At 68.7% G+C, this 20704-nt stretch carries 19 protein-coding genes; 6 read left to right on the top strand and 13 right to left on the bottom strand.

Annotated elements, in window-relative coordinates; genetic code table 11:
• The first annotated feature begins 5 nt into the window (after nt 1-5).
• From F6B43_RS09260 to F6B43_RS09250, 3 genes are read left to right on the top strand one after another with little or no spacing between them, the layout of a single operon-like run.
• On the top strand, nt 6-830 hold the full coding sequence (locus F6B43_RS09260; RefSeq protein WP_150448672.1) for an ABC transporter permease: 825 nt from the start codon (nt 6-8) through the stop codon (nt 828-830).
• A complete protein-coding gene (locus tag F6B43_RS09255; RefSeq protein ID WP_246159889.1) occupies nt 806-2023 on the top strand; it encodes an ABC transporter ATP-binding protein in 1218 nt (405 codons plus the stop codon). Before F6B43_RS09260 ends, F6B43_RS09255 begins: the two co-directional genes overlap by 25 nt.
• 9 nt (nt 2024-2032) lie before the next feature.
• Nucleotides 2033-2641: a GNAT family N-acetyltransferase gene (locus F6B43_RS09250; protein ID WP_150448671.1), complete on the top strand. Its 609-nt coding sequence runs from the start codon at nt 2033-2035 to the stop codon at nt 2639-2641.
• A gap of 11 nt (nt 2642-2652) precedes the next feature.
• On the opposite strand, the gene F6B43_RS09245 is transcribed toward F6B43_RS09250, so the two are convergent.
• The 6 genes from F6B43_RS09245 to F6B43_RS09220 all read right to left on the bottom strand — a co-directional run bounded on the left by F6B43_RS09245 (nt 2653) and on the right by F6B43_RS09220 (nt 10965).
• Nucleotides 2653-3186 carry a GNAT family N-acetyltransferase gene (locus tag F6B43_RS09245; protein WP_150448670.1) on the bottom strand — a complete coding sequence of 178 codons (534 nt, stop codon included), beginning with the start codon at nt 3184-3186 and terminating at the stop codon, nt 2653-2655.
• A 9-nt stretch (nt 3187-3195) separates the two neighbouring features.
• The gene (locus F6B43_RS09240) at nt 3196-4929 is read right to left on the bottom strand and encodes a SulP family inorganic anion transporter (RefSeq protein ID WP_150448669.1); all 1734 of its coding nucleotides are present in this window, start codon (nt 4927-4929) and stop codon (nt 3196-3198) included.
• Between the two features lie 71 nt (nt 4930-5000).
• Nucleotides 5001-6632: a thiol reductant ABC exporter subunit CydC gene (gene cydC, locus F6B43_RS09235; RefSeq protein WP_150449515.1), complete on the bottom strand. Its 1632-nt coding sequence runs from the start codon at nt 6630-6632 to the stop codon at nt 5001-5003.
• Nucleotides 6633-6739: 107 nt separating this feature from the next.
• Complete coding sequence (cydD, locus tag F6B43_RS09230) at nt 6740-8422, bottom strand: thiol reductant ABC exporter subunit CydD (protein WP_150448668.1); 1683 nt, start codon at nt 8420-8422, stop codon at nt 6740-6742.
• Nucleotides 8423-8478: 56 nt separating this feature from the next.
• Nucleotides 8479-9510: a cytochrome d ubiquinol oxidase subunit II gene (cydB, locus tag F6B43_RS09225; RefSeq protein ID WP_150448667.1), complete on the bottom strand. Its 1032-nt coding sequence runs from the start codon at nt 9508-9510 to the stop codon at nt 8479-8481.
• Between the two features lie 9 nt (nt 9511-9519).
• Nucleotides 9520-10965, bottom strand: a complete 1446-nt coding sequence (locus F6B43_RS09220) for a cytochrome ubiquinol oxidase subunit I (RefSeq protein WP_150449514.1) — start codon at nt 10963-10965, stop codon at nt 9520-9522.
• Nucleotides 10966-11174: 209 nt separating this feature from the next.
• On the opposite strand from F6B43_RS09220, the gene moaA reads away from it, so the two are divergent.
• The gene (moaA, locus tag F6B43_RS09215) at nt 11175-12254 is read left to right on the top strand and encodes a GTP 3',8-cyclase MoaA (protein WP_425486841.1); all 1080 of its coding nucleotides are present in this window, start codon (nt 11175-11177) and stop codon (nt 12252-12254) included.
• Between the two features lie 23 nt (nt 12255-12277).
• On the opposite strand, the gene F6B43_RS09210 is transcribed toward moaA, so the two are convergent.
• The 7 genes from F6B43_RS09210 to F6B43_RS09180 form a co-directional block, all read right to left on the bottom strand.
• The gene (locus F6B43_RS09210; RefSeq protein WP_150448666.1) at nt 12278-13657 is read right to left on the bottom strand and encodes a permease prefix domain 1-containing protein; all 1380 of its coding nucleotides are present in this window, start codon (nt 13655-13657) and stop codon (nt 12278-12280) included.
• 1 nt (nt 13658) lies between these two features.
• Entirely contained in the window at nt 13659-14021 is a 363-nt protein-coding gene (locus tag F6B43_RS09205; protein ID WP_150448665.1) for a PadR family transcriptional regulator, read from the bottom strand.
• Between the two features lie 174 nt (nt 14022-14195).
• On the bottom strand, nt 14196-14828 hold the full coding sequence (locus F6B43_RS09200; protein WP_150448664.1) for a helix-turn-helix transcriptional regulator: 633 nt from the start codon (nt 14826-14828) through the stop codon (nt 14196-14198).
• 243 nt (nt 14829-15071) lie between these two features.
• Nucleotides 15072-16571, bottom strand: a complete 1500-nt coding sequence (locus F6B43_RS09195; RefSeq protein ID WP_150448663.1) for an HNH endonuclease signature motif containing protein — start codon at nt 16569-16571, stop codon at nt 15072-15074.
• A gap of 83 nt (nt 16572-16654) precedes the next feature.
• The gene (locus F6B43_RS09190) at nt 16655-17098 is read right to left on the bottom strand and encodes a GNAT family N-acetyltransferase (RefSeq protein WP_150448662.1); all 444 of its coding nucleotides are present in this window, start codon (nt 17096-17098) and stop codon (nt 16655-16657) included.
• Between the two features lie 48 nt (nt 17099-17146).
• Nucleotides 17147-18175, bottom strand: coding sequence for an LLM class flavin-dependent oxidoreductase (locus F6B43_RS09185; protein ID WP_150448661.1), 1029 nt, complete (start codon nt 18173-18175; stop codon nt 17147-17149).
• Nucleotides 18176-18255: 80 nt separating this feature from the next.
• Nucleotides 18256-18723 (bottom strand): hypothetical protein, encoded by a 468-nt coding sequence (locus F6B43_RS09180; RefSeq protein ID WP_150448660.1) that lies wholly within the window; start codon nt 18721-18723, stop codon nt 18256-18258.
• A 521-nt stretch (nt 18724-19244) separates the two neighbouring features.
• On the opposite strand from F6B43_RS09180, the gene F6B43_RS09175 reads away from it, so the two are divergent.
• Nucleotides 19245-19751 (top strand): GNAT family N-acetyltransferase, encoded by a 507-nt coding sequence (locus F6B43_RS09175; protein WP_246159887.1) that lies wholly within the window; start codon nt 19245-19247, stop codon nt 19749-19751.
• A gap of 294 nt (nt 19752-20045) precedes the next feature.
• A complete protein-coding gene (locus F6B43_RS09170; protein WP_150448659.1) occupies nt 20046-20690 on the top strand; it encodes a hypothetical protein in 645 nt (214 codons plus the stop codon).
• The last annotated feature ends 14 nt before the right edge of the window (nt 20691-20704 follow it).

Here is a 20704-nt window from a genome sequence, read left to right as displayed (position 1 = left end):
GGAGCATGACACGGCGGCTGCGGCGGGGTCGAGAGCTCGACGGCTTCGTGCCCCGGATCCTTGCGCTCCCGGCTCTCGTCGGCCTCGCCCTGCTGGTCGTGCCGCTCGCCGCACTCGTCGCACGCGTGGAGTGGTCGACGCTCTGGGCCGATATCACCGCCCCCGCCGCGCTGGAGGCGCTGTGGCTCTCGGTGAGGACGGGCCTGATCGCGACCGTGATCTGCCTCGTGCTGGGCGTGCCGCTCGCGCTGTGGATCGCACGGAGCGGGCCGCGCAGCGCCGGGGTCCTCCGCGCCCTCGTGACCGTGCCGCTCGTGCTGCCCCCGATGGTCGGCGGCGTCGCCCTTCTCTTCCTGTTCGGACGCAACGGCGCGCTGGGGCAGCTGCTGGACGCCTGGTGGGGCATCCGCGTCCCCTTCACGACGCCCGCGGTCGTGCTTGCCCAGACCTTCGTCGCGCTGCCGTTCCTCGTGCTGGCGGTCGAGGGATCGCTCCGCACGGCGGGCATCGAGTACGAGCGCACCGCAGCGACCCTCGGCGCCGGGCGGTGGACGATCCTCCGGCGGGTGACGCTGCCGCTGGCCGCGCCCGGACTGGTCGCCGGCACGGTGCTGTGCTTCGCCCGGGCGATCGGCGAGTTCGGGGCGACCGCGCTGTTCGCCGGCAACGCCCCAGGGGTGACTCAGACGATGCCCCTCGCGATCTACACCGCGTTCAACGGGTCGGGGGTCGGGCAGGGCACCGCCGTCGCGCTCAGCCTGCTGCTGCTGGTGACCGCGCTCGCGGTGCTCCTGCTCGTGCGCGCATGGCGGCCGGGGGCATCCCGATGAAGGGCGCTCCGAAGGTCGGCGCCGTCCTCGCGGCGGACGTGGTCGTGCAGCGCTCCGGCACGTATCGGCTGGACGCCGCGCTGCGCGCCGAGCCCGGCGAGGTCGTCGCGATCATGGGCCCGAGCGGTGCGGGCAAATCGACGCTCCTGGGCGCCATCGCCGGCGTCGTGCGTCTCAGTGCGGGCACGGTCCAGATCGGGGGCGAGATCGTGGCATCCCCTCGGCGCAGTGTGCCGCCTTCGCGCCGGGGTGCGGTGCTCCTCGGCCAGGAGCCGCGGCTCTTCCCGCACATGTCGGCCCGCGAGAACGTCGCGTTCGGGCTGAGGGCCCGCGGGGCGCGCAAAGAGGATGCCGGGAGTGCCGCGGACGACTGGCTGTGGCGCGTCGGGCTCCCGGGAGCGGGTGACCATCGCCCCAGCGAGCTGTCGGGCGGCCAGCAGCAGCGCGTGGCGGTGGCGCGGGCACTCGCGGTCGAGCCTCGCGTACTGCTGCTGGACGAGCCCCTCACTTCGCTGGACTCGGAGACGGCGGGTGAGATCCGCGCAATGATCTCCGAGCAGCTCGCCCAGTCGCGGGCGACCGTCATCATGGTGACCCACGACGTCATCGACGCGACAGCGATGGCGCACCGCCTGGTCGTGATCGAGGCGGGGCGGGTAACGCAGGAGGGCGCCGTGCGCGACGTGCTCCGGTCGCCCGCCACCCGCTTCGTCGCGTCGATCGCGGGGGTCAACCGCATCGAGGGCCGCGCGGCGGGGGGCCACTGGCACACCGCCGATGCCGTTCCCCGGGTCGTCATCGCCGGTACGGCGTCCGGCGCGAGCGCAGAGGGAATGGCCGAGTCGGTCGCCGAGTCGATCGCAGACGGGGAACGGCTCGCGGCGGTCTTCCGGCCGGGTGCGGTGCGGCTGGAGGCTCTCCCCGACGCGTCCTGGACGGGGGCCCTCCGCCTTGCGGCAGATACTCCTCCGGCTCCCGGAGAGTGGCTGGCCCGGGTCGTCCGGCTCGAGCAGAACCTCGGTGGCGTGCGCGTGCACACCGCCGCACCGCCGGTCGCCGTCGACATCCCGGTCGACGAGGCGGCCGCCCTGCGGCTGGCCACGGGCACGATCGTCCGGCTGCACGTCGCGGCCGCGGACGTGCGTCTGCAGCCCATCCCGGCGGCATCGCCCCCGGTCGAGGCCGCGCCCTAGACTCGGCGGATGCCGAGCATCCGTCCCTTCCGTCCCGGCGACGAGTCCGCGCTCGCCGATATCTGCCTGCGCACCGCGGATGCCGGAGGCGACGCCACCGGAGTCTTCGAGGACGATGCGATCTGGGCCGAGATCTTCGTGCTGCCCTATGTCGCCCGGCATCCGGATCTGGCCTTCGTGGTCGAGGCCGACGACCGTCGCGTCGTCGGCTACATCGTGGGGACGCCCGACACGGACGCGTTCGAAGCGTGGTTCCGCGACGAGTGGTGGCCCGAGCACGGCGCGCGCTGGCCGCGCTCCGGTGCGGGGCGCACCCGTCAGGCCGCCACGCTCCGGTACGCCGACGCCCGCCGGCCCGGCGCGGAGCCCTTCAGCGCCGAGTACCCCGCGCACCTCCACATCGACCTTCTGCCCGAGACGCAGGGCGGGGGATGGGGGCGCCGCCTGATCGAGACGTTCGTCGAGGCGCTCCGCCGCCGCGGGGTGACCGGCTTGCACCTCGTCGCCTCCGACGCCAACCTCGGGGCGATCGCGTTCTACCCGAGGGTCGGCTTCACGCCGATCCCGTCGCATAAGGGCACGCGGGCGTTCGGGATGGCGCTGGGGCCTCCCCGCTGACGCGGCGGGCATCAGCCGACGGTCAGGTCGCGGACGCGCCGCCGCTCGCGCAGTGCGTAAGCGGGGCGGCCGGGCGCGGCATCCCGCACCTCCGTCTTGGAGCGCCCATCCTCTGTCCAGCCGTGGCGCTCGTAGAAGGATGCCGCCCTCTCGTTGCCGTCGAGCACCCACAGGTGCGCGATGGTGAAGCTCAGGCGCAGCGCGCGTTCGACCTCGGTCATCAGCGCGTGACCGACGCCCGTCGCCCATCGGTCGGGCACGGCGTACAGGGCGTAGAGCTCGCCTTCATCCGCCGCTTCGCGGGAGGGGCCGTACGACGCCCACCCGACCGCGACGCCGTCGGATTCCGCGATCAGATCGACGCCCCGCGGGTCGGCGTGGTACTCGGTCCACAGCTCGGCGCGCCGCGTGCTCTCGCGCTCGATGTCCATGGCGTCCAGCACGTCCTGTTCGATCAGACCCGCGTAGGCCACCCGCCAGCTCGAGATCCGGACGGCGGCGATGGCCCTCGCATCGTCGATCGTGGCGGGGCGGACGGTCAGCACTCGTCGACGCTACCGGGCCGCGGCCGCAACCGGTGGCGCTGCACGGAACGCCACGACCGCGTCGGCCATCGTGTCGTAGTACGCGTCCTCGCCGAGGAGAGCCGTGATGCCGCAGCGGTCGAGGTGCACCCGCACGCTGGGGGCGACGTTCGCCAGCGCCAGCCTTACGCCCCGGTCTTCGAGCTCGCTGGAGGCTTGGAGCAGCGTCTCGCCCCCGCTGTAGTCGATGTCGGACATCGCCGAGGCGTCGATCACGAGCCACCGCACCGCCGGTGCACCGTCGCCGACGAGGGTCAGCATCTCTTCATTGAAGCGATTGGCGTTCGCGAAGTAGAGGCTCGCGGCGAACCGGTAGACGACGAGTCCCGGTTCGCTCGTGGTGCCCGCCGCGACCGGGACGGTCTGGCTCATCTCCTGGCTGCGGGTGATGATCACGCCGTCGGTCGGCCGGTAGCCGTGGCTCAGGTGCGTGATGATCGAGAGGATGATCGCAAGGATGATCGCCTGCTCGACGCCCACCGTCACGACTACGAGCGCCGTCAGCACCGCCACCACGAACTCGCCGCGGCGCACGCGCCACACGTGCCGGAGACCGTCGACGTCGATCAGCTCGACGCCGATGAGGAACACCACCGCGGCGAGCACCGCAGTGGGCATGAACGCGAGCGGGGCTGTGAGGAACAGCAGCACGAGCAGCACGATGACCGCCGTCGTCAGCTGCGCGATCTGCGAGCGGCCGCCCGCGCCCGTGACCATCTGGGTCTTGGTCGGGCTGCCGTTCACGACGAACGTTCCCGTCAGCCCGGCCGACACGTTGGCGAGCGACAGGCCGACGAGGTCGGTGTTCTCGGAGAACTGCTCCTCGAACTTGGCCGCGTAGGCGCGCGACGTGGCCGCGCTCTGCGCGAGGATCACGACGAACAGTGCCACGGCCGTGCTCAGCAGGGGAGGGAGCTCAGCCCACGTGATGCCCGGTATGCCGAACTGAGGCAGTCCGCTCGGCACATGCCCGAGCGTGGCGACGCCGAGTGAGGCGAGATCGAACTTCCAGCTGACGAAGATCGCACCCACCACCGCGATGAGTGCGCCGGGCACGCTCGGCGCGAAGATCTTCGTCGCGAGGGCCAGCACGAGGACCGCGACCGACACCCAGATCGTGGGCCCGTTCACCGCGCCGATGTCGGCCATCGTGGCGGCGAACTTCTCGAGTGTGCCGCTCGAACCGGGCCAGATCTTCGTGAAGGTCGGAGCGGGGATGCCGAGCATGTCGCCCACCTGACCGAGCGCGACCTGGATTCCGACGCCGGTGAGGAAGCCGATCAGGACGCTGCGCGAGAGGAAGTCGGCGATGAAACCGAGCCGGGCGATCCGGGCGAGGATGAGCAGCAGCCCGGTGATGATCGCGAGCGCTCCGGCGAGCTGGATGTACTGCGGCGAGGCGATCGGGGCGAGCCCCGCGAGTCCGGCGGCCATGATCGCCGCGGTCGCCGAGTCGGCGCCGACCACGAGATGCCGTGACGAGCCGATCAACGCGAAGACGGCGATCGGGATCAGGATCGTGTAGAGACCGGTGATGACCGGCATACCGGCGATGGAGGTGTAGCCCATCACCTCGGGGATGCCGAGCGCGGCGAGGGTCGCTCCGGCGGCGATGTCGGCGGGCACCCGCTTGAGCGAGATCGGCACGATGCCCTGCAGGACGGGCAGGCGCCTCCGAGCGGGCGCGGGGTGCGAGGCTGACATGCCTGGATGCTACGGCCGACGCACCGCGTGCGACTCGCCCGGTGAGGATGATTCGCCTCAGAACGGCGAGGTCAGGCTGTGATCCGGCCGTTCTCGATGTGCACGACGCGATCCACCGACCCCGTGGGCACCGTCACGTGCGAAATGAGCACCACCGCCTGATCCGCTCCGACTGCTCCCAGCAGATCGGTGAGGAGCGCGTCGGACGCCGCCGGATCGACTCCCGCCGTCGGCTCGTCGAGCACCAGCACGGGGAAGCCGCGCAGCAGAGCCCGAGCCAGCGCGATCCGCTGCGCCTGGCCGCCCGACACGAGCGCTCCGCGTTCGCCGACCCGCGCATCCAGACCGCCTCGCTCCTGCAGCCACGCCCCGAGGCCCACGCGATCGAGCGCCTCGACCAGTTCGGCGTCCGTCGCCGTCTCGCGTGCGAAGAGCAGGTTCTGGCGGACATCCTCGTCGAAGAGCATCGGATGCTGTTCGCACAGCCCGACCGTGAGCCGCACGTCGTCGGATGCGAGCGTCTGGACTTCCCGCCCGCCGATCTCGTAGACGCCCGAGACGTCGAGGAATCGCACGAGCGCGTGCGCCAGTGTCGACTTTCCTGCGCCGCTCGAGCCCACCACCAGGAGACGCTCGCCGGGGCGCACGTCGAGATCGATGTCACGCAGCGAGGGGCTCGTGGCCCCAGGCCAGCGCGCCGAGACACCGCGCAGGCGCAGGCCCGCGCCGAGGGCGGGACCCTCGCCCGTGGGCTCGACGGTGTCGGCGACGAGACCCTCGGGCAGTCGCACCGGGACGGCATCGGCGATGCGCTCGGCCGACGTGCGGACCTGGCGCCAGGCCGATGCGGCGAGGGGGACGGCGGTGAAGACCTCGAACACGGCCATCGGCACGAGCACGACGATCGCGAGCTCCGGGCCGCCGAGGGTTCCCCCCGAGACGAGCGGCGCGCTGACGAGGACGGCCGCGATGGACGCGAAGCCGGCCAGGAGCGACACGACCGCGGCGGTGCCCGCCTGGGCACTCGCCCGATGGACGATCGCCCGGTGCAGCAGCGCGTCCGCAGCGAGGATCCGCCCGCGGCTGGCCTCTTCGGCTCCGTAGGCCGTCAGCACGTCCAGGCTGCCGAGGTGATCGGTGAGCGCATCGGCGAGCGCAGCGCGGCGTGGGGCGATCGCCAGTTCGGCCCGTGCGCCGGATGCCCAGCCCCACAGCGTCGCGGCGAGGCCCGCGGCCACGAGGCATCCGAGCATCGTGAGCGCGGCGGGCCACGACACGACCGCGACGAGCACGACCCCGCCCAGCGCGACCGTCGCCGATGCGACGAGCGGCTGAACCACCCGGAGCGGGAGGTTCTGCAGGTCGTCGACGTCGTCGACGAGGGCGCCGAGCACGGACCCGCGGCGCGTCCGCGTCAGTCCGTCGGGCGCGAGCGGGATCAGGCGGCGCACGAGAGAGGACCGCGACGAGGCGAGCTGACGCAGCGCGGCATCGTGGCTCGCGAGCCGCTCGGTGTAGCGGAACGCCGCGCGCGTCAGCGCGAACAGCCGCACTCCGACGACCGCGGCAGAGATGTAGAGCACGATCGGCTGCTCACTCGCCCGCACGATCAGCCACGCGCTGACGGCGAGGAGGGCTACGGCGGATGCTTCGGTCGCGAACGCCGACGCCGCGCCGGGCCAGAACCGTCGGAGCGGCGGCATCGCACCACGGAGGACCGACTCTTTGGTGGCCGACGCTGTCGTGGCCGACGCTGTCGTGGCCGACGCCGTTCTGGCCGACGCTGTTCTGGCCGACTCGGTCTTGCTCGTCACGCGTTCACCTCCGCCGGGAGGAGCGCCACGACACGGTCGGCGATCGACCGGGCGCTCGTGCGGTGCGACACGACGACGACAGCGGCGCCGGCATTCGCGAGTTCGCGGATGGATCGCCACATCCGCGCCTCCGTCTCGGCATCGAGCGCCGCGCTGGGTTCGTCGATCGCGAGCACGGGTGCCCGGCCGCGCAGGTGACGGTAGAAGGCGCGCGCCACCGCGACGCGCTGGGCTTGGCCGCCGGACAGACCGGACCCCTGCACGCCCAGCTCGAGGTCGGGATCGAGTTCGCCGGCGCACGCGCGCCGCAGGGCATCCCGCACGAGCACGGGGTCGGGGCGAGTGTCGCCGAGAGCGACGTTGTCGCCGATACGCCCCGCGATCAGGCCGGCCTGCTGCCCGGCCCACGCGAGCCAGTTCGGCGGGGCGAGGTCGCGCACGTCGTGCCCTCGCCAGGTCGCGGTCCCCTCGAACCGTGCGGCGCCGCTCAGCGCGGCGAGCAGGCTCGACTTGCCCGCGCCGCTGGGGCCCTCCACCAGCAGCACCTCGCCGCTCGCGACCTCGAGGTCGACGGGGGGCAGCACGCGTTCCCCCCGCATCACCCGTACGCCGCGGAGCGACAGCGTCCCACCCGAGTCGGGGGAATCGGCGTCTGTCACGTCCGTTCGACGGGGGGCCGCAGCATCCGCTCCCGCGGCATCCAGAACCGCGAAGACGTCGTCCGTCGCTGTGACCCCCTCGGCGGCGGCGTGGAACTGCACGCCCACCTGACGGATCGGGAGGTACGCCTCGGGAGCGAGCAGGAGGACGAACAGCCCCGCGACGAGGGTGAGCGACCCGTCGAGCAGACGGAAGCCGATCGTGACGGCGATGATCGCCACCGAGATGCTCGCGAGCAGCTCGAGCGCGAATCCGGAGAGGAACGAGACGCGCAGCACCCGCATCGTCTCGGTGCGATACCTCTCGGTGACCTGCTCGATGGATGCCGCTGCTCGGTGCTGACGGCCGAACACCTTGAGCGTCGACAAACCCTGCACCGTGTCGGCGAAACGCGCCGCGAGGGCATGCAGGGTGCGCCACTGCCGTTTCTGCACTGACCGCGTGGCCATACCGATCAGCACCATGAAGACGGGGATGAGGGGGAGGGTGAGGAGCACCGTCAAGCCGCTGATCCAGTCCTCCCACCACATCACGATGACGATGAGCGGCGTCGCGATCACCGTCTGGACGAGTTGCGGGAGGTAGCGGCCGAAGTAGGCCTCGAGGGCGTCCAGCCCGTGGCCCGCTGTCACGGCGAGCTGGGCCGAGTTGCGTGACGAGAGCCACCCCGGTCCGAGCGCGCCGACCGCGTCGACGAGCGCGCCTCGCAGCTGCGTCTGCACGGTGGCCGCAGCACGGGCGGCGACCGCGTCGCGTGCCCAGAGCAGAGCCGCGCGCAGCGAGACGGCGAGGGCGAGCAGGGCCAGCGTGGCGGCGAGGTCGAGGGCGGGCATCCCGTCGATCGCCCCGACGATCGCGCGCGTGAGCAGCCAGGCGAACGCGATGATCACGATCGCCTGGGCGCCGCCGATCAGGGCGATGACCACGAAGAATCCGCGAGAGGCTCTGGCGTAGCGCAGCAGACGGGGATCGACGGGACGGATGCTGTCGCGCGGCGCGTCAGCGGAATCCGAAGCCATGATTCGATCCTGCCTTACGGTCCGGCGCCGGCCGGACTGTTCCGTGTGCGGGCGGCTCAGTGCGCGAGCGCCGCGGCCTTCTCGATGCGCGAGCGCGAGACGCGCTTCCGGAACACCCAGTATGTCCACGCCTGGTACGCCAGCACGAGCGGAAGGAAGATGACCGCCGCCCAGGTCATGATGGTGAGCGTGTAGTCGGTGCTGGACGCGTTCTCGATCGTGAGGCTGTAAGCCGGGTCGGTGCTGGAGACCATCACGTTCGGGAACAGCGCGAACCAGAGCGTGAGCACCGCTGTCACGATCGTGACGGCGCCGAAACCGAACGCCCAGCCCTCGCGGTCGCGGAGGTTGAACAGGATCGACATGATCAGGCAGACCGCCGCGATGGCGGCGCACCCGATGACGGCCGCCATGAGGGGCGCGCCGTGCCCGGCGGCGATGAAGATCGTCCAGATCAGGAAGATCGCCGCCACGACGACCGTGATCATCCCCGACCTGCGCGCGAGGGCACGGGCGTCCTCGTGCACCTGACCGTCGGTCTTGAGCGCGACGAAGTAGACGCCGTGCGTGAAGAACAGCAGGAGCGTCGTGAGTCCGCCCAGCAGCCCGTACGGGTTGAGCAGGCTGAGGAGCGATCCGGTGAACTCGTGGCCGGCATCCATCGGCACGCCCTGCACGATGTTGGCCACCGCGACACCCCAGAGCAGCGCGGGCACCGCGGAGCCGACGACGATCATCGTGTCGAAGCCCTTCTTCCATCGCAGGCTGTCGCGCTGGTGGCGGTATTCGAACGACACTCCGCGCAGGATCAGTGCGAGCAGGATCAGCAGCAGGGGGAGGTAGAACCCGCTGAACATCGACGCGTACCACTCGGGGAAGGCGGCGAACAGGCACGCGCCCGCCACGATGACCCACGTCTCGTTGAGGTCCCACACGGGGCCGATCGTGTTGATGATCTGGCGGCGGCCGATGTCGTCCTTCCCGAGGAAGGGCAGCGACATCCCGACGCCGAAGTCGAACCCGTCGAGCACGAAGTAGCCGACGAAGAGCACTCCGACGATGAAGAACCAGACGTATGCGAGATCCATGGCGCGCTCCTAGTAGACCGTCGTCGGGGTGTCTTCGAGGGCATGATCCGTGGGATCCGGATCACCCGGGCCCGGGAGGGGGTCGGGCCCTTTGTGCGCCGTCTTCATGATGAGGCCGACCTCGACGAACGCGAGGATCGCGTAGATGGCGGTGAAAGCCACGAGTGAGATCAGCACGCTCCAGCCCGGCACGCTCGGCGAGACTCCGTCCTGCGTGAGCATGAGTCCGAACACGATCCACGGCTGTCTGCCCATCTCGGTGAAGACCCAGCCGACCAGGATGGCGAACAGCGATGCCGGCCAGGCCCAGATCGCCAGGCGCCACGCCCACGCGGGCACCTCGCGCTTGGCCTTCTTGCGGGTGAGCCACAGACCCACCACCGACACGAGGGCGGCGATGCCGCCGAGTCCGATCATCCAGCGGAACGACCAGTACGTGACCCAGAGGACGGGCGCGAAGTTGCCGTTCACCTGGTCGGCGAACTGCGGGAAGAGCTGCGTCGCGTAGGCGTTGTTGAGGTCGTTGATGCCTTCGACGCAGCCGTCGAGGGTGTGTGTCGACAGGAACGACAACAGATACGGAATGCGGATCGAGAAGAGCTCGGACGTACCGTCGGGTGTGCCCAGGGTGAAGATCGAGAACGAGGCGTCCGCACCGCAGGAAGTGTTGAACAGTGCTTCTGCCGCAGCCATCTTCATCGGCTGGGTCGAGACCATCACGAGCCCGAGCTGGTCGCCTGAGACGGCGACGCCGACGAAGGCGATGATCAGGCCCCACAGCCCGTAGCGCAGGGACGTGCGCATCATCTCGATGTTGCGGCGGCGCACGAGGTGCCATGCTGAGATCGAGACGATCACGCCCATCGTCATCATGAACGCGGCGAAGAGCGTGTGGGGGAGCGCGGCGAGGGCGACCGGGTTGGTGAGGACGGCCAGGAAGTCGGTCATCTCGGCGCGATGGCCGTCCGCGGCCATCTGGTAGCCCACCGGGTTCTGCATGAAGGCGTTGGCGGCGAGGATGAAGTACGCCGAGAACCACGCGCCGATCGTGGCGATCCAGATGCTCGCGAGGTGAAGGCCCTTGGGCAGTTTGTCCCAGCCGAAGATCCACAGCCCGATGAAGGTCGCCTCGAAGAAGAACGCCATGAGGCCCTCGAAGGCGAGGGGGGCGCCGAACACGTCGCCCACGAATCGCGAGTACGACGACCAGTTCATGCCGAACTGGAATTCCTGCACGATCCCGGTCACCACGCCCATGGCGAAGTTGATCAGGAAGATCTTGCCGAAGAAGCGCGTCAGGTGCAGCCATTTGATGTTCGCAGTGCGGAACCAGGCCGTCTGGAAGATCGCGACGGTCAGCGCCATGCCGAGGGTGAGCGGCACGAAGAGGAAATGGTAGAGCGTCGTGAGACCGAACTGCCAACGGGCCAGCAGCAGGGGGTCTAATAGGTCCACCGAGGTGCCTCCGATCACTCTGGGAGTGTGGTCTGACCACAGTACCATGTGGTCAGACCACACGTCAGGGGCAGTTCTCCCGTGCAGATCCAGGGTCGCAGAGAGTGCCAGACTCGCGCCAGATGGCGAGCCGTGAAAAACGACCCCGAGCGAGAGAGTCACGATTACGCTCGAAGAATGAGCGCGAGATGCACCCCGAGGTCGAGATCGTGACGGCGGTTCCCGTCATGATCGGCGTGCGCGCCCCCCTCCTTCAGGATCGAAGCAGGGTCGCCGACGGTGCCGCGCTCGGAACGGCCCTGGTCGACACGCACGGGCGCGTCCATCGCGACTTGCGGGTCTCGCTGACCGATCGCTGCTCGCTGCGCTGCACCTATTGCATGCCCGAACAGGGCAACGAGTGGCTGGCGCGGTCGAGCATCCTGAGCCTGGACGAGATCGAGCGGATCGCGCGCGTCGCCGCAGCGGACGGCGTGACGACTTTCCGCCTCACCGGCGGCGAGCCGCTGCTGCGCCCCGACATCGTCGATGTCGTGCGGCGCCTCGGCGCGATCGAGGGGCCAGGTGGCCCCGTGCAGCTGGCCATGACGACCAACGGCATCCGCCTCGCCGCCCTCCTGCCCGACCTGATCGACGCGGGGCTGCACCGCCTCAACATCAGCATCGACACGCTCGATCGTGAGCGGTTCCGCGAACTCACGCGGCGCGATCGGCTGGACGACGTGCTCGAAGGCATCGCGGCGGCCGCAGCATCCGGTCTTCGCCCGCTCAAGCTCAACACGGTCGCGATGCGGGGTGTCAACGACGACGAGCTGCCCGACCTCGTCGCCTTCGCCGTCGCCCACGGGGCCGAACTGCGGTTCATCGAGCAGATGCCGCTCGACGCGGGGCACACGTGGGATCGCGCGCAGATGGTCACGCGCGACGAGATCCTCGCCGCGCTCGCAGATCGATGGGAGCTCACACCGATACCGGGGCGCGGCGGTGCGCCGGCCGAGCGGTGGACCCTGGACGGCGGCCCGCACACGGTCGGCATCATCGCGTCCGTCACGGCGCCGTTCTGCGGCGATTGCGACCGCCTCAGGCTGACGGCCGATGGTCAGCTGCGCAACTGCCTCTTCTCCACGACCGAGTATGACCTCGTGCCGATCCTGCGGTCGGAGGACGCGTCGGACGACGACATCGACCGGATGCTGCGCTCATGCGTGCACGGCAAGCTCCCCGGTCATGCGATCAACGACCCCAGCTTCCTTCAGCCGGCGCGGGGCATGAACGCGATCGGCGGCTGAGCCGGGCGCCCGAGCGAGCCTCGTCAGGCGAAGCCGAACGCCGGCGGGAAGACGATCACGACGAGCATCGCCCACCCGAAGTAGACCGGCAGGTATCCCGTCTGCCAGCTTTCGAGGCGTCCGAACGGGGCGCGCCCGCGAACGAAGCCGAAGAGCCGCCAGGCCGACCACGCGAGGTTGATGAGCAGGATGAGATTGAGGCCGAGTGAGGCCACCTTGTTGGCGCTGAATCCGTAGGTGCCGATGCGCCCCATCATCGCGACGAGCACGATGAGGTCTACGACGATCGCGCTGCACACCATGAGCAGCTGCAGTCGCTCGAACCACGACGGCGGCGCGAGCGCGTCTCGGGCCGAGATCGCGTAGAGGAGAAGTGCCACCACCACGAGCAGCACGAGGTCGAAGCTGATGAGCAGGTCGCGCTGGGCGTCGATGACGTTCTGCTGCACAAGCCCCGCAACGATCAGAGCGAGGAGCAGCAGGGTGAACAGCGGCGTGAAGAGCTTCGTCAGCACCGGAGCGATGTTCTCGATCACCGCCTGCTTCGCCTCGACCAGCCACGCGGCGATCACGACCGCACCGGCGGCCCCGCACGGCAGGATCCAGTCGCTGACGAACAGGCCCGCGTTCACACCCACCGCCTGGAAGACAGCCACCGTCACCAGGCACAGCACGCCTCCGCCCAGCGCGATGAGCACGAAGTAGACGAACCACTCTCCCGTGAAGCGGATGAAGTCCATTCGCGCCCGTCCCGACCTCCAGTCGCCACCCGCGTACACGATGCCGACGGTGAGCCACAGTGCGACCGGGGCGTGCACCGCCACGAGCAGCTCGGTGGCCGCGTTCGCCGTGAACGGGTAGACGTTGACGACGACCGCGGTGACGGCGAAGACGGTTGCGACCACGGCGAGCGGGACGATGCGTACCCGGCGCCGGACCGCGAAGTAGGCAGCGAGGAAGGGAAGGACCAGCAGTGCGGCATTACAGGCGTAGAACTCGACCACCCCATTGGACGTCGGGGGCACACCGCCCGCGCCGAGGAGGACAGGAAGCTTGACAGCGAGAGCGGCGGCGACCCCGAATGCGATCGCAAGGACGAGTGCGGAGCGCGGGCGCACGGATTCCGATCGTCGATCAGCGGGCTCGCCGAGCACGAGCTGCTTCCAGAGGCGTTCGGAGTGCTCGGTGGCGAACTCTCGCGAGAGTGCGTCGACGCTGCCCATGCGCTTGACGGCGACGATGAACGCCTCGTCTCCGGCGAGCCCCGCATGCGAGAGATCATCGATCTGATCGCGGAGGTGGGCTTCGAGCTCTGCGACGTCGTTCGCCGCGATCGCGTCGCGCCTCGAGAGGAAGGACCGCCACGTCGAGATCTGGTTCTCGAGATCGTCGGGCGAAGACATGTCAGGCCAACCCCGGCAGGGCGCTCGAAGGCTGCGTTCCCTCGCCCCATGCTCGCTGCAGGGCGCGGCTCACGACGCTCCACTGGCGGCGCTGGTCGGCGAGCACCCGATGTCCGTCCGGGCTCAACCGGTAGTGGCGGCGGGGTCGGCCCGGCCCGTCGTCGCGCCACGCGGAGTCGACGTATCCGAGCTTCTCGAGCCGATGAAGAAGGGGGTACAGCATCCCGTCGCTCCACTCGAGCTCGCCGCCCGACAGCTCGGCCACGCGCTGAAGAATCGCGTAGCCGTACGATTCACCGTCGGCCAGGATCCCCAGCACCATGGGAGTCGCCGCCGCGGCGACGAGGTCTTTTCCGATGCGCATCGCTGCTCCGATCGGGCACGGGTTCCGTCATGGATAGCTAGGGATACAGGTTACCTAGAACCGGAATGTACCTAGAACTGCAAGGTATCTATAACTGCGAGGTACCTAGATCTGCAAGGTACCTAGAACTGCAATGTATCACTCCGCGGCACGCGAAGACAGAACCGCGTCTGATCAGCAGGCTATGCGGGAGCAGGCCAGCTGCACGATGCAGCCGCTGGGGACACCGTCCGTCCGCACCGCGATGGCACGGAGAGGGCCGCCCGCTTCGGCCAGTACGCCCTGCATGATTCCGAGGTGCACGGCGCAGAGCGTCTCGCGATGCCCGGACTGCGCCTCCTGGTGGGGGCATGGGGTCACGTCGAGGGTCAGATCGCGGCCGTCGAAAGCGGGCTCGAAGCCGGACTCTGCGAGGTTCTCGACGATCGCGTCGAGCTGGTGCAGCGCATCGGGCGCGAGATCCCGCGTGTCGGGTTCAGCGTCGGGGATCAGTCGTCGCATCAGGTCGCCGCGATCGGCCGCTGCGCGGACCTTCCGCCGCGCGACCGGGCTGGAGACTGCTTCCTCGCCCATGACCGCCGTGAACAGCACGCGCGGTCGACCGCGTGTGGTGCGGTGCTCGGTCGTCCTGACCACGAGTCCGTCGGCCTCGAGGCGCTGCAGGTGCTCGCGCACCGTGTTGGCGTGCAACCCGGTCTCGTCGGTGAGTTCGGCGATCGTCCGACGAGGCCGTTCGTGCAGAAGGCTCAGCAATTCGATCCGGCTGTAGCTGGAGATGGCGCTGTACCCGAGTGCCGTGGTGGACATGGCCTCATTATTCACGGACAACGTTTCGCGCGCGATGAAACCGTTCGACATCGAGAGACAGGGTCTCGATATCACGAGATGACCGCCGTCGACGCCGGCGAGCGTCGACGCCGGCGTGCGTCGACGCCGGCCAAGCGCCGATCCCGGCAGAGCGCCGGCGCCGACACCGGCCAAGCGCCGATCCCGGCAGAGCGCCGACGCCCGCGGTGCGCGCTCCAGCTCGACCTCCCTCGGTTCTTGCGGTCAGGCGGACGTCACCGTCCGCCACGTCGTGCACTCGGGTGGAGGGGGTGGATCCCACGCCCATTTCCACGCGGCCTTCGATGTCAGAGTGACGGGTGTCGCGCCGCCGGGCGGGTGAAGCAGGAAGTCTGCGCGGCCGTCACGGCTGATCTTCCATCCGTGGTTGTGGAGGGTCATATGGTGATGCCGGCACAGGAGGATGCCGCGGTCGATGTCCGTTCTCCCGCCTTCGGAGTACGGATCGATGTGGTGCGCCTCGCAATACGACGCCGGTCGGGTACACCCTGTCCACATGCAGCCCCCGTCGCGAGCGGCGAGGGCGAGGGTCTGCCTCGCCGTGTATGTCCGGTGGGTGCGTCCGAGGTCGAGTGGGTTGCCGTGCCGGTCGGTGGTGATGGTCACGGTGCCGGTCACGCAGATGGCCCGGTCGATGACGGATCCGGGGAGGGCATCGCCGCCGTTCTCGGCGTGGCCGGTGTCGATGAGTCGCCCGAATGCGTCTCGCGGACCTGCGATGTCGTTCACCATGACCAGACGCACTCCGGGTTGCCGGGTGCCGAACACATCGCTGGCGGTGGCGAGGGATCCGGCGCGAACGAGATCCATCAGCAGGTCGTAAGCGAGTTGTTCGTTCGTGCGGGGGTCATCGCGCAAGTGAGCGGCGGATTCGCGTTCGCCGGCGGTGACGAAGCGTGGTCCGCCGCGACGTGGCCGCAGCGCGGCGTCGAGGATGGCATCCACCCACAGACCCATTTCATCGTCATAAGTGATGCGGGCGTGGCGCTGCCCATCGGCATCGATCCATGCCCGGTAGGCCCGGTTCTCGTACCGTCTGGCGAAGCGCTCCTCGGCGCCGGTGGGGTCGAGCAGGTCCCGGATGATCCGCGCCCGCTTCCCGAGCTCTTCCACCGGCATCCCGGTCGCCTCGATGATGAGGCCCTCTGCCGCCAACGTCCACGCCTCGTTCACTGCCGACCGCGCAGCAGAGCGACCGGCGACGACAGGTTCACCGAGTCCGACCCGGATCGCGTCGGACTGCACGGAAGTCAACCTGCCGTCGAGCAGCGCGACCCGGAGCGGTTCATGCCATGGCGTAGATGGGAGCGCGGGCGCGGCGGCGGGATCGTCGCCGTCGGTCGAGTCCGGCACACGTTCGATCCCTTCCAGCAGCGCCACCCCGACCCGCACCTGCCGAGACGCGTCGGCTTTCGTTCCGCCGGTGATCGACTGGATCAAGGACGCAGGGGTCGCGAACCCCTGCCCTGCCGCGAGCCCGCCAGCCCCGTCTTCGCGCCGGGACCGTTGCGCGGCGACGCCCGCGAGCACGGCCTGCAACCGAGCGGCGTCATTGGCCAGAGCGGTCACGTCGGCCAGAGCATCCAATACCGACACATCACTCAACCGCACCGCGTGCGACGGCAGCGCCGAGACCTCGACATCGAGTTCATCCCACGCCGCGAGCCGGGCGACCCGGTCGCGGAGTGACGAGAGGATGTTCACATGTAGATAGTGGCAGCATCCTCAGACATTAGAATACAAATACGAGAACCTGTGGACAACCGGGTCACACGCGATCTCAGCGGTCACAGTGGAATCTCGTAGTGGATGAATCCCGTTCGCGTGGCCAGACGGTCGTACAGACGTCGGGCCGTGTGGTTGGTCTCGGCCGTCAGCCAGTAGACCTTGGACGAGCCGTTCTCCGCCGCCCACGCCCGCACAGCGGCGATCAGAGCTGCCCCGGTCCCTGAGCTGCGCGCGCCCGGAACGACGAACAGATCCTCGAGATAGCAGTAGTCGGTCGTCGACCACGTGGCCGGATGAGTGAGCCAGTGCACGAGCCCGATGGCCCGGCCGTCCTCGTCGCGTGCGAGCGCGCCGTACAGTCCCGAGCCTGGCGTTGTCAGTCGTCGGAAGGTCGATTCGGTCGTCGCCCCCGGAAGTTCGGTCTCGTAGAACGTCAAATAGCCGTTCCAGAGCGCGAGCCAGTCGGGTTTGTCGTTCGAACTCAACCGGGTGATGGTTGCCATCGGACGATCCTACGGTCGACCCTCTACCCTCGCCCCGCGACCGTCGGCTCAGACCCGCGTGCCGACCCATCCGAGAGCCGGAGCGACGTACTTCGCAAACGACTCGACCATGCGCAGATTGAACGCGACGCCCAGCTGCGACGGGATCGTCAGCATGAGCGTGTCAGCGGTCTGGATCGCCGCATCCTCGAGCAGCTGCTCGACCAGCACGTCGGGCGCGGCCGCGTACGTCTTTCCGAAGGTGGAGCGCATGCCGTCGATGTAGCCGACGCCGTCACCGTCCTGACGTCCGCCGAAGTACATGTCCTCTTCGTCCGTCGTGATCGGGAAGATGCTTCTGCTCACCGAGGTGCGCGGTTCTCCCGGGTGTCCTGCCTCGCGCCACGCCTCGCGGAAGGCGTCGATCTGCTGCGCCTGCAGCTCGTCGAACGGCAGTCCCTTGTCTTCGGTGAGCAGCGTCGACGACATCAGGTTGACGCCCATGCGGCCCGCCCATTCGGCCGACTCGCTGTTGCCGGCGCCCCACCAGATGCGCGAGCGCAGCCCGGGGGAGTACGGCTCGATGCGCTGCCGCCCTGTTCCATCGCCGAAGGGGCTGTTCGGGTCGCGCTCGGCCATGCCCTCGCCCTCGATCGCGCGGAGGAACGTCGAGAAGTGCTCGCGCGCGATGTCGGCGCCGCGCGGGTCTTGCGATCCGGTGTACCCGAACGCCTCGAACCCGCGGACGACCGACTCGGGTGATCCACGGCTCACCCCGAGCGCCAGTCGTCCGTCGCTGATCAGGTCGACCGCGGCCGCCTCCTCCGCGAGGTACAGCGGGTTCTCGTAGCGCATGTCGATGACGCCCGTGCCCACCTCGATCCGCTCCGTGCGGGCGGCGATGGCCGCGAGCAGGGGCATCGGCGAGGCCTGCTGCCGAGCGAAGTGATGCACGCGGAAGTAGACGCCGTCCACGCCGAGATCATCCATTCCCTGCGCGAGGTCGATGGCCTGGTGCAGCGAGTCGCCGGCGGTGAGCTCGCGACCACCGCCGAGCGGGCCGTAGTGTCCGAACGAGAGCGTTCCGAAGCGTTGCATGATGATGTCAACGATAGGGACGCCGCATCCATTCCGGTGAATGGATGCGGCGTATTGGGGTTGCCGCTGCCGGTGCTTCTTTACGGCAGCGCAGGGGCGGAGCTGCGACACGCGAAGGTCGAGCCTCCTTGAACGTCGTACCACCACAGCTGCTGCGACTCAGGGCAGAGACCTCGTTCGGTCAGGTACGCGACCGCGCCGGCAAGCAAGATCGTAGAGACGACGCAGACACCGGGAATCGCACAGAGGACCAATCCGAGTGCGGTACCACCACCGCCAAGCAGCATCGCTTGATCAGCTCGGTTAAGCCCAACCGCTACGTACTGCCCCCTTGTCACCACCTCGATCATCGGTGTCACAACGTTCGGGTCGGGGACAGCTTCATCGAACTCTGCGGATGCTAAAAAGGTGGCCTCCGAGGGAAACGTCAGTGATCCTTCGTCGAAGTGGTACTCGTAGAACGTGGCTCCGTCGGCTTCGATTGTGGTGCGAGGGACATCGCTCCCCTCCAGGCCATGTAGAGCAGCCTGAAAGAGATCGGGAGTCACGGTGGCCGCCTGCGAGGCTCCTACTGTCGCATCGGCATGCTCGAGAGAATTCGCGGAAGCTGTTTGCGCTCCGGAGAAGCTGGCTGCGGCCACGAGGGCGGAAATGAGGAGAGCGCCTACGGTGTTCCGGCGGTTTCGCATGAGAACCCTTCGTTCGAGTGGTGAGTCGCCCTCTTCACCGCACATCGCCATCCCTCGGCGGAGGGCTTCTCGTGGGCTGGTTGTGCCTGGTTGCAAAATCGATAAGGTGAGAACCGACTCGTTGGAGATGAACTTTGAAGTACTGGTATATCCTATTCGGCGTTCTCTTAGCAATGCTTGCCCTCGTTTGGTTCGCGGGCTACGCCGCGCCGTCCGACTCATGGCTCGCCCCTGCTCTGGCGGCAATGACCGTCGCGGTCGCCGGAGTCGGCTCGATGGTCATCAGGCGGCGGCAACGTCGAGACCGTTCGCGATCGTCGGATTCTCGCTGAAGGGCGAATCGCGAGGAGGCCCGGACTGATCAGCGCGATGATGGAGCCGTGAACACCCGAACCCTCCACGACGGCGCCGTGCTGCGCGCCGCGCAGCCCGGTGACGAAGCAGGCATCCTGGCGTGCATCCAGGCGCTCGCCGACTATGAACACGAACCGGATGCGGTGGCCAACACCGCTGAAATGCTCACCGCGTCGCTGTTCGGCGCCGATCCCCGCGTCTTCACCCATGTGGTGGAGCGCGAGGGGAGGATCGTAGGCATCGCGATCTGGTTTCTCACCTATTCGACGTGGACGGGTCGCCACGGCATCTGGCTGGAAGACCTCTTCGTCGGCGAGGAGCAGCGCGGTCGCGGATACGGAAAGGCGCTGATCGCGTCGCTCGCGACCGAGTGCGTCACGCGCGGATACTCGCGTCTGGAGTGGACGGTGCTCGATTGGAACGCGCCGTCGATCGCGTTCTATCGATCACTGGGCGCGACTCCGATGGACGAATGGACCACTCAGCGCCTTGTCGGAGACGATCTGGAGACACTCGCCGCCCACGCCGGCTGAAGCGCGGTCCGGATCACGGAAGCTGCGGAGTGGGTGCCTTGCCTCTCGAGGTCGCGTCCTCTGCGACCAATACGACCATTAATCGGCAGCTGGCATTGCACTCGTTACGGTTTCCGTGTATCTCGCCGATGACGGGTCGAGATCGCTCGAGACCGCCACTGTCGGCGGACGGAAGGAGGAGTGATGCGTCACCCAGACTCGAGCATGCCCGGCTCTTCGGAGATCGAACGAGTCCGCCCAGTGCGCCCGGGAGACAGAGTTTCGGCGACCGGGCGCGCAGTCGGCGGCGGGGGAATGCTACGGCTTCAGGCGGTGGGGCAAGGTCACTACGACCGGGTCTTCCAGAATGCGGGCGGTCTCAGTATCCCCATCCGTGTAGACAGGCATCACGACGATGCACACGTCGTGACGGTGGAAGGGATCTGGACGGGAGATGCCATCGACCATGTGCGCATCGTGTCGCCCGTCGCGCCGGTCGCGCCGCCCGAGCACCTCGGCGCCCGGATCGACCCGGCTATCGTGCCGCGCGAACGCCGTTCGAGAGAAGAGCTGCTTACCCCACCGGTGCTCGAAGCAGTCGATCGACTCCGTGCGGAGGGGCTGCTCTTCTACGGAGTTCATCGGTTAGTCGATGGCTGGGTAGGCGTCGCCTGCACCACGAATGCTGAATCGGCGGTGGACGCGCTCGAACCGCTCCTGGGAGCAGCTTTCACGGTCGTCGAGGTCACCTGGAGTGGTCAGGACCTCGAGCGCGCGGATGACGCACTCGACCTAGCCGCGCGAGACGGCGTGCTTCTGTTCCAGGGGAAGTTCATGGACCCCGGTGGCCATTACCGCACGTGCGCGCTGGTGGGCATGGTCACGCAGGAACTCTACGGAGCACTCTCCGCCATCGATTCCGACGCACTCGTCCTAGACAGCTGGATCCGCAGAGCGTGACTCCTGCGTCTGGC

It is taken from the genome of Microbacterium rhizomatis (genome assembly GCF_008710745.1).
In the GTDB taxonomy this organism is placed as follows: domain Bacteria; phylum Actinomycetota; class Actinomycetes; order Actinomycetales; family Microbacteriaceae; genus Microbacterium; species Microbacterium rhizomatis.
Note: the sequence above shows the minus strand (reverse complement) of the source record. Positions and strands in the feature narration are given on the sequence as shown.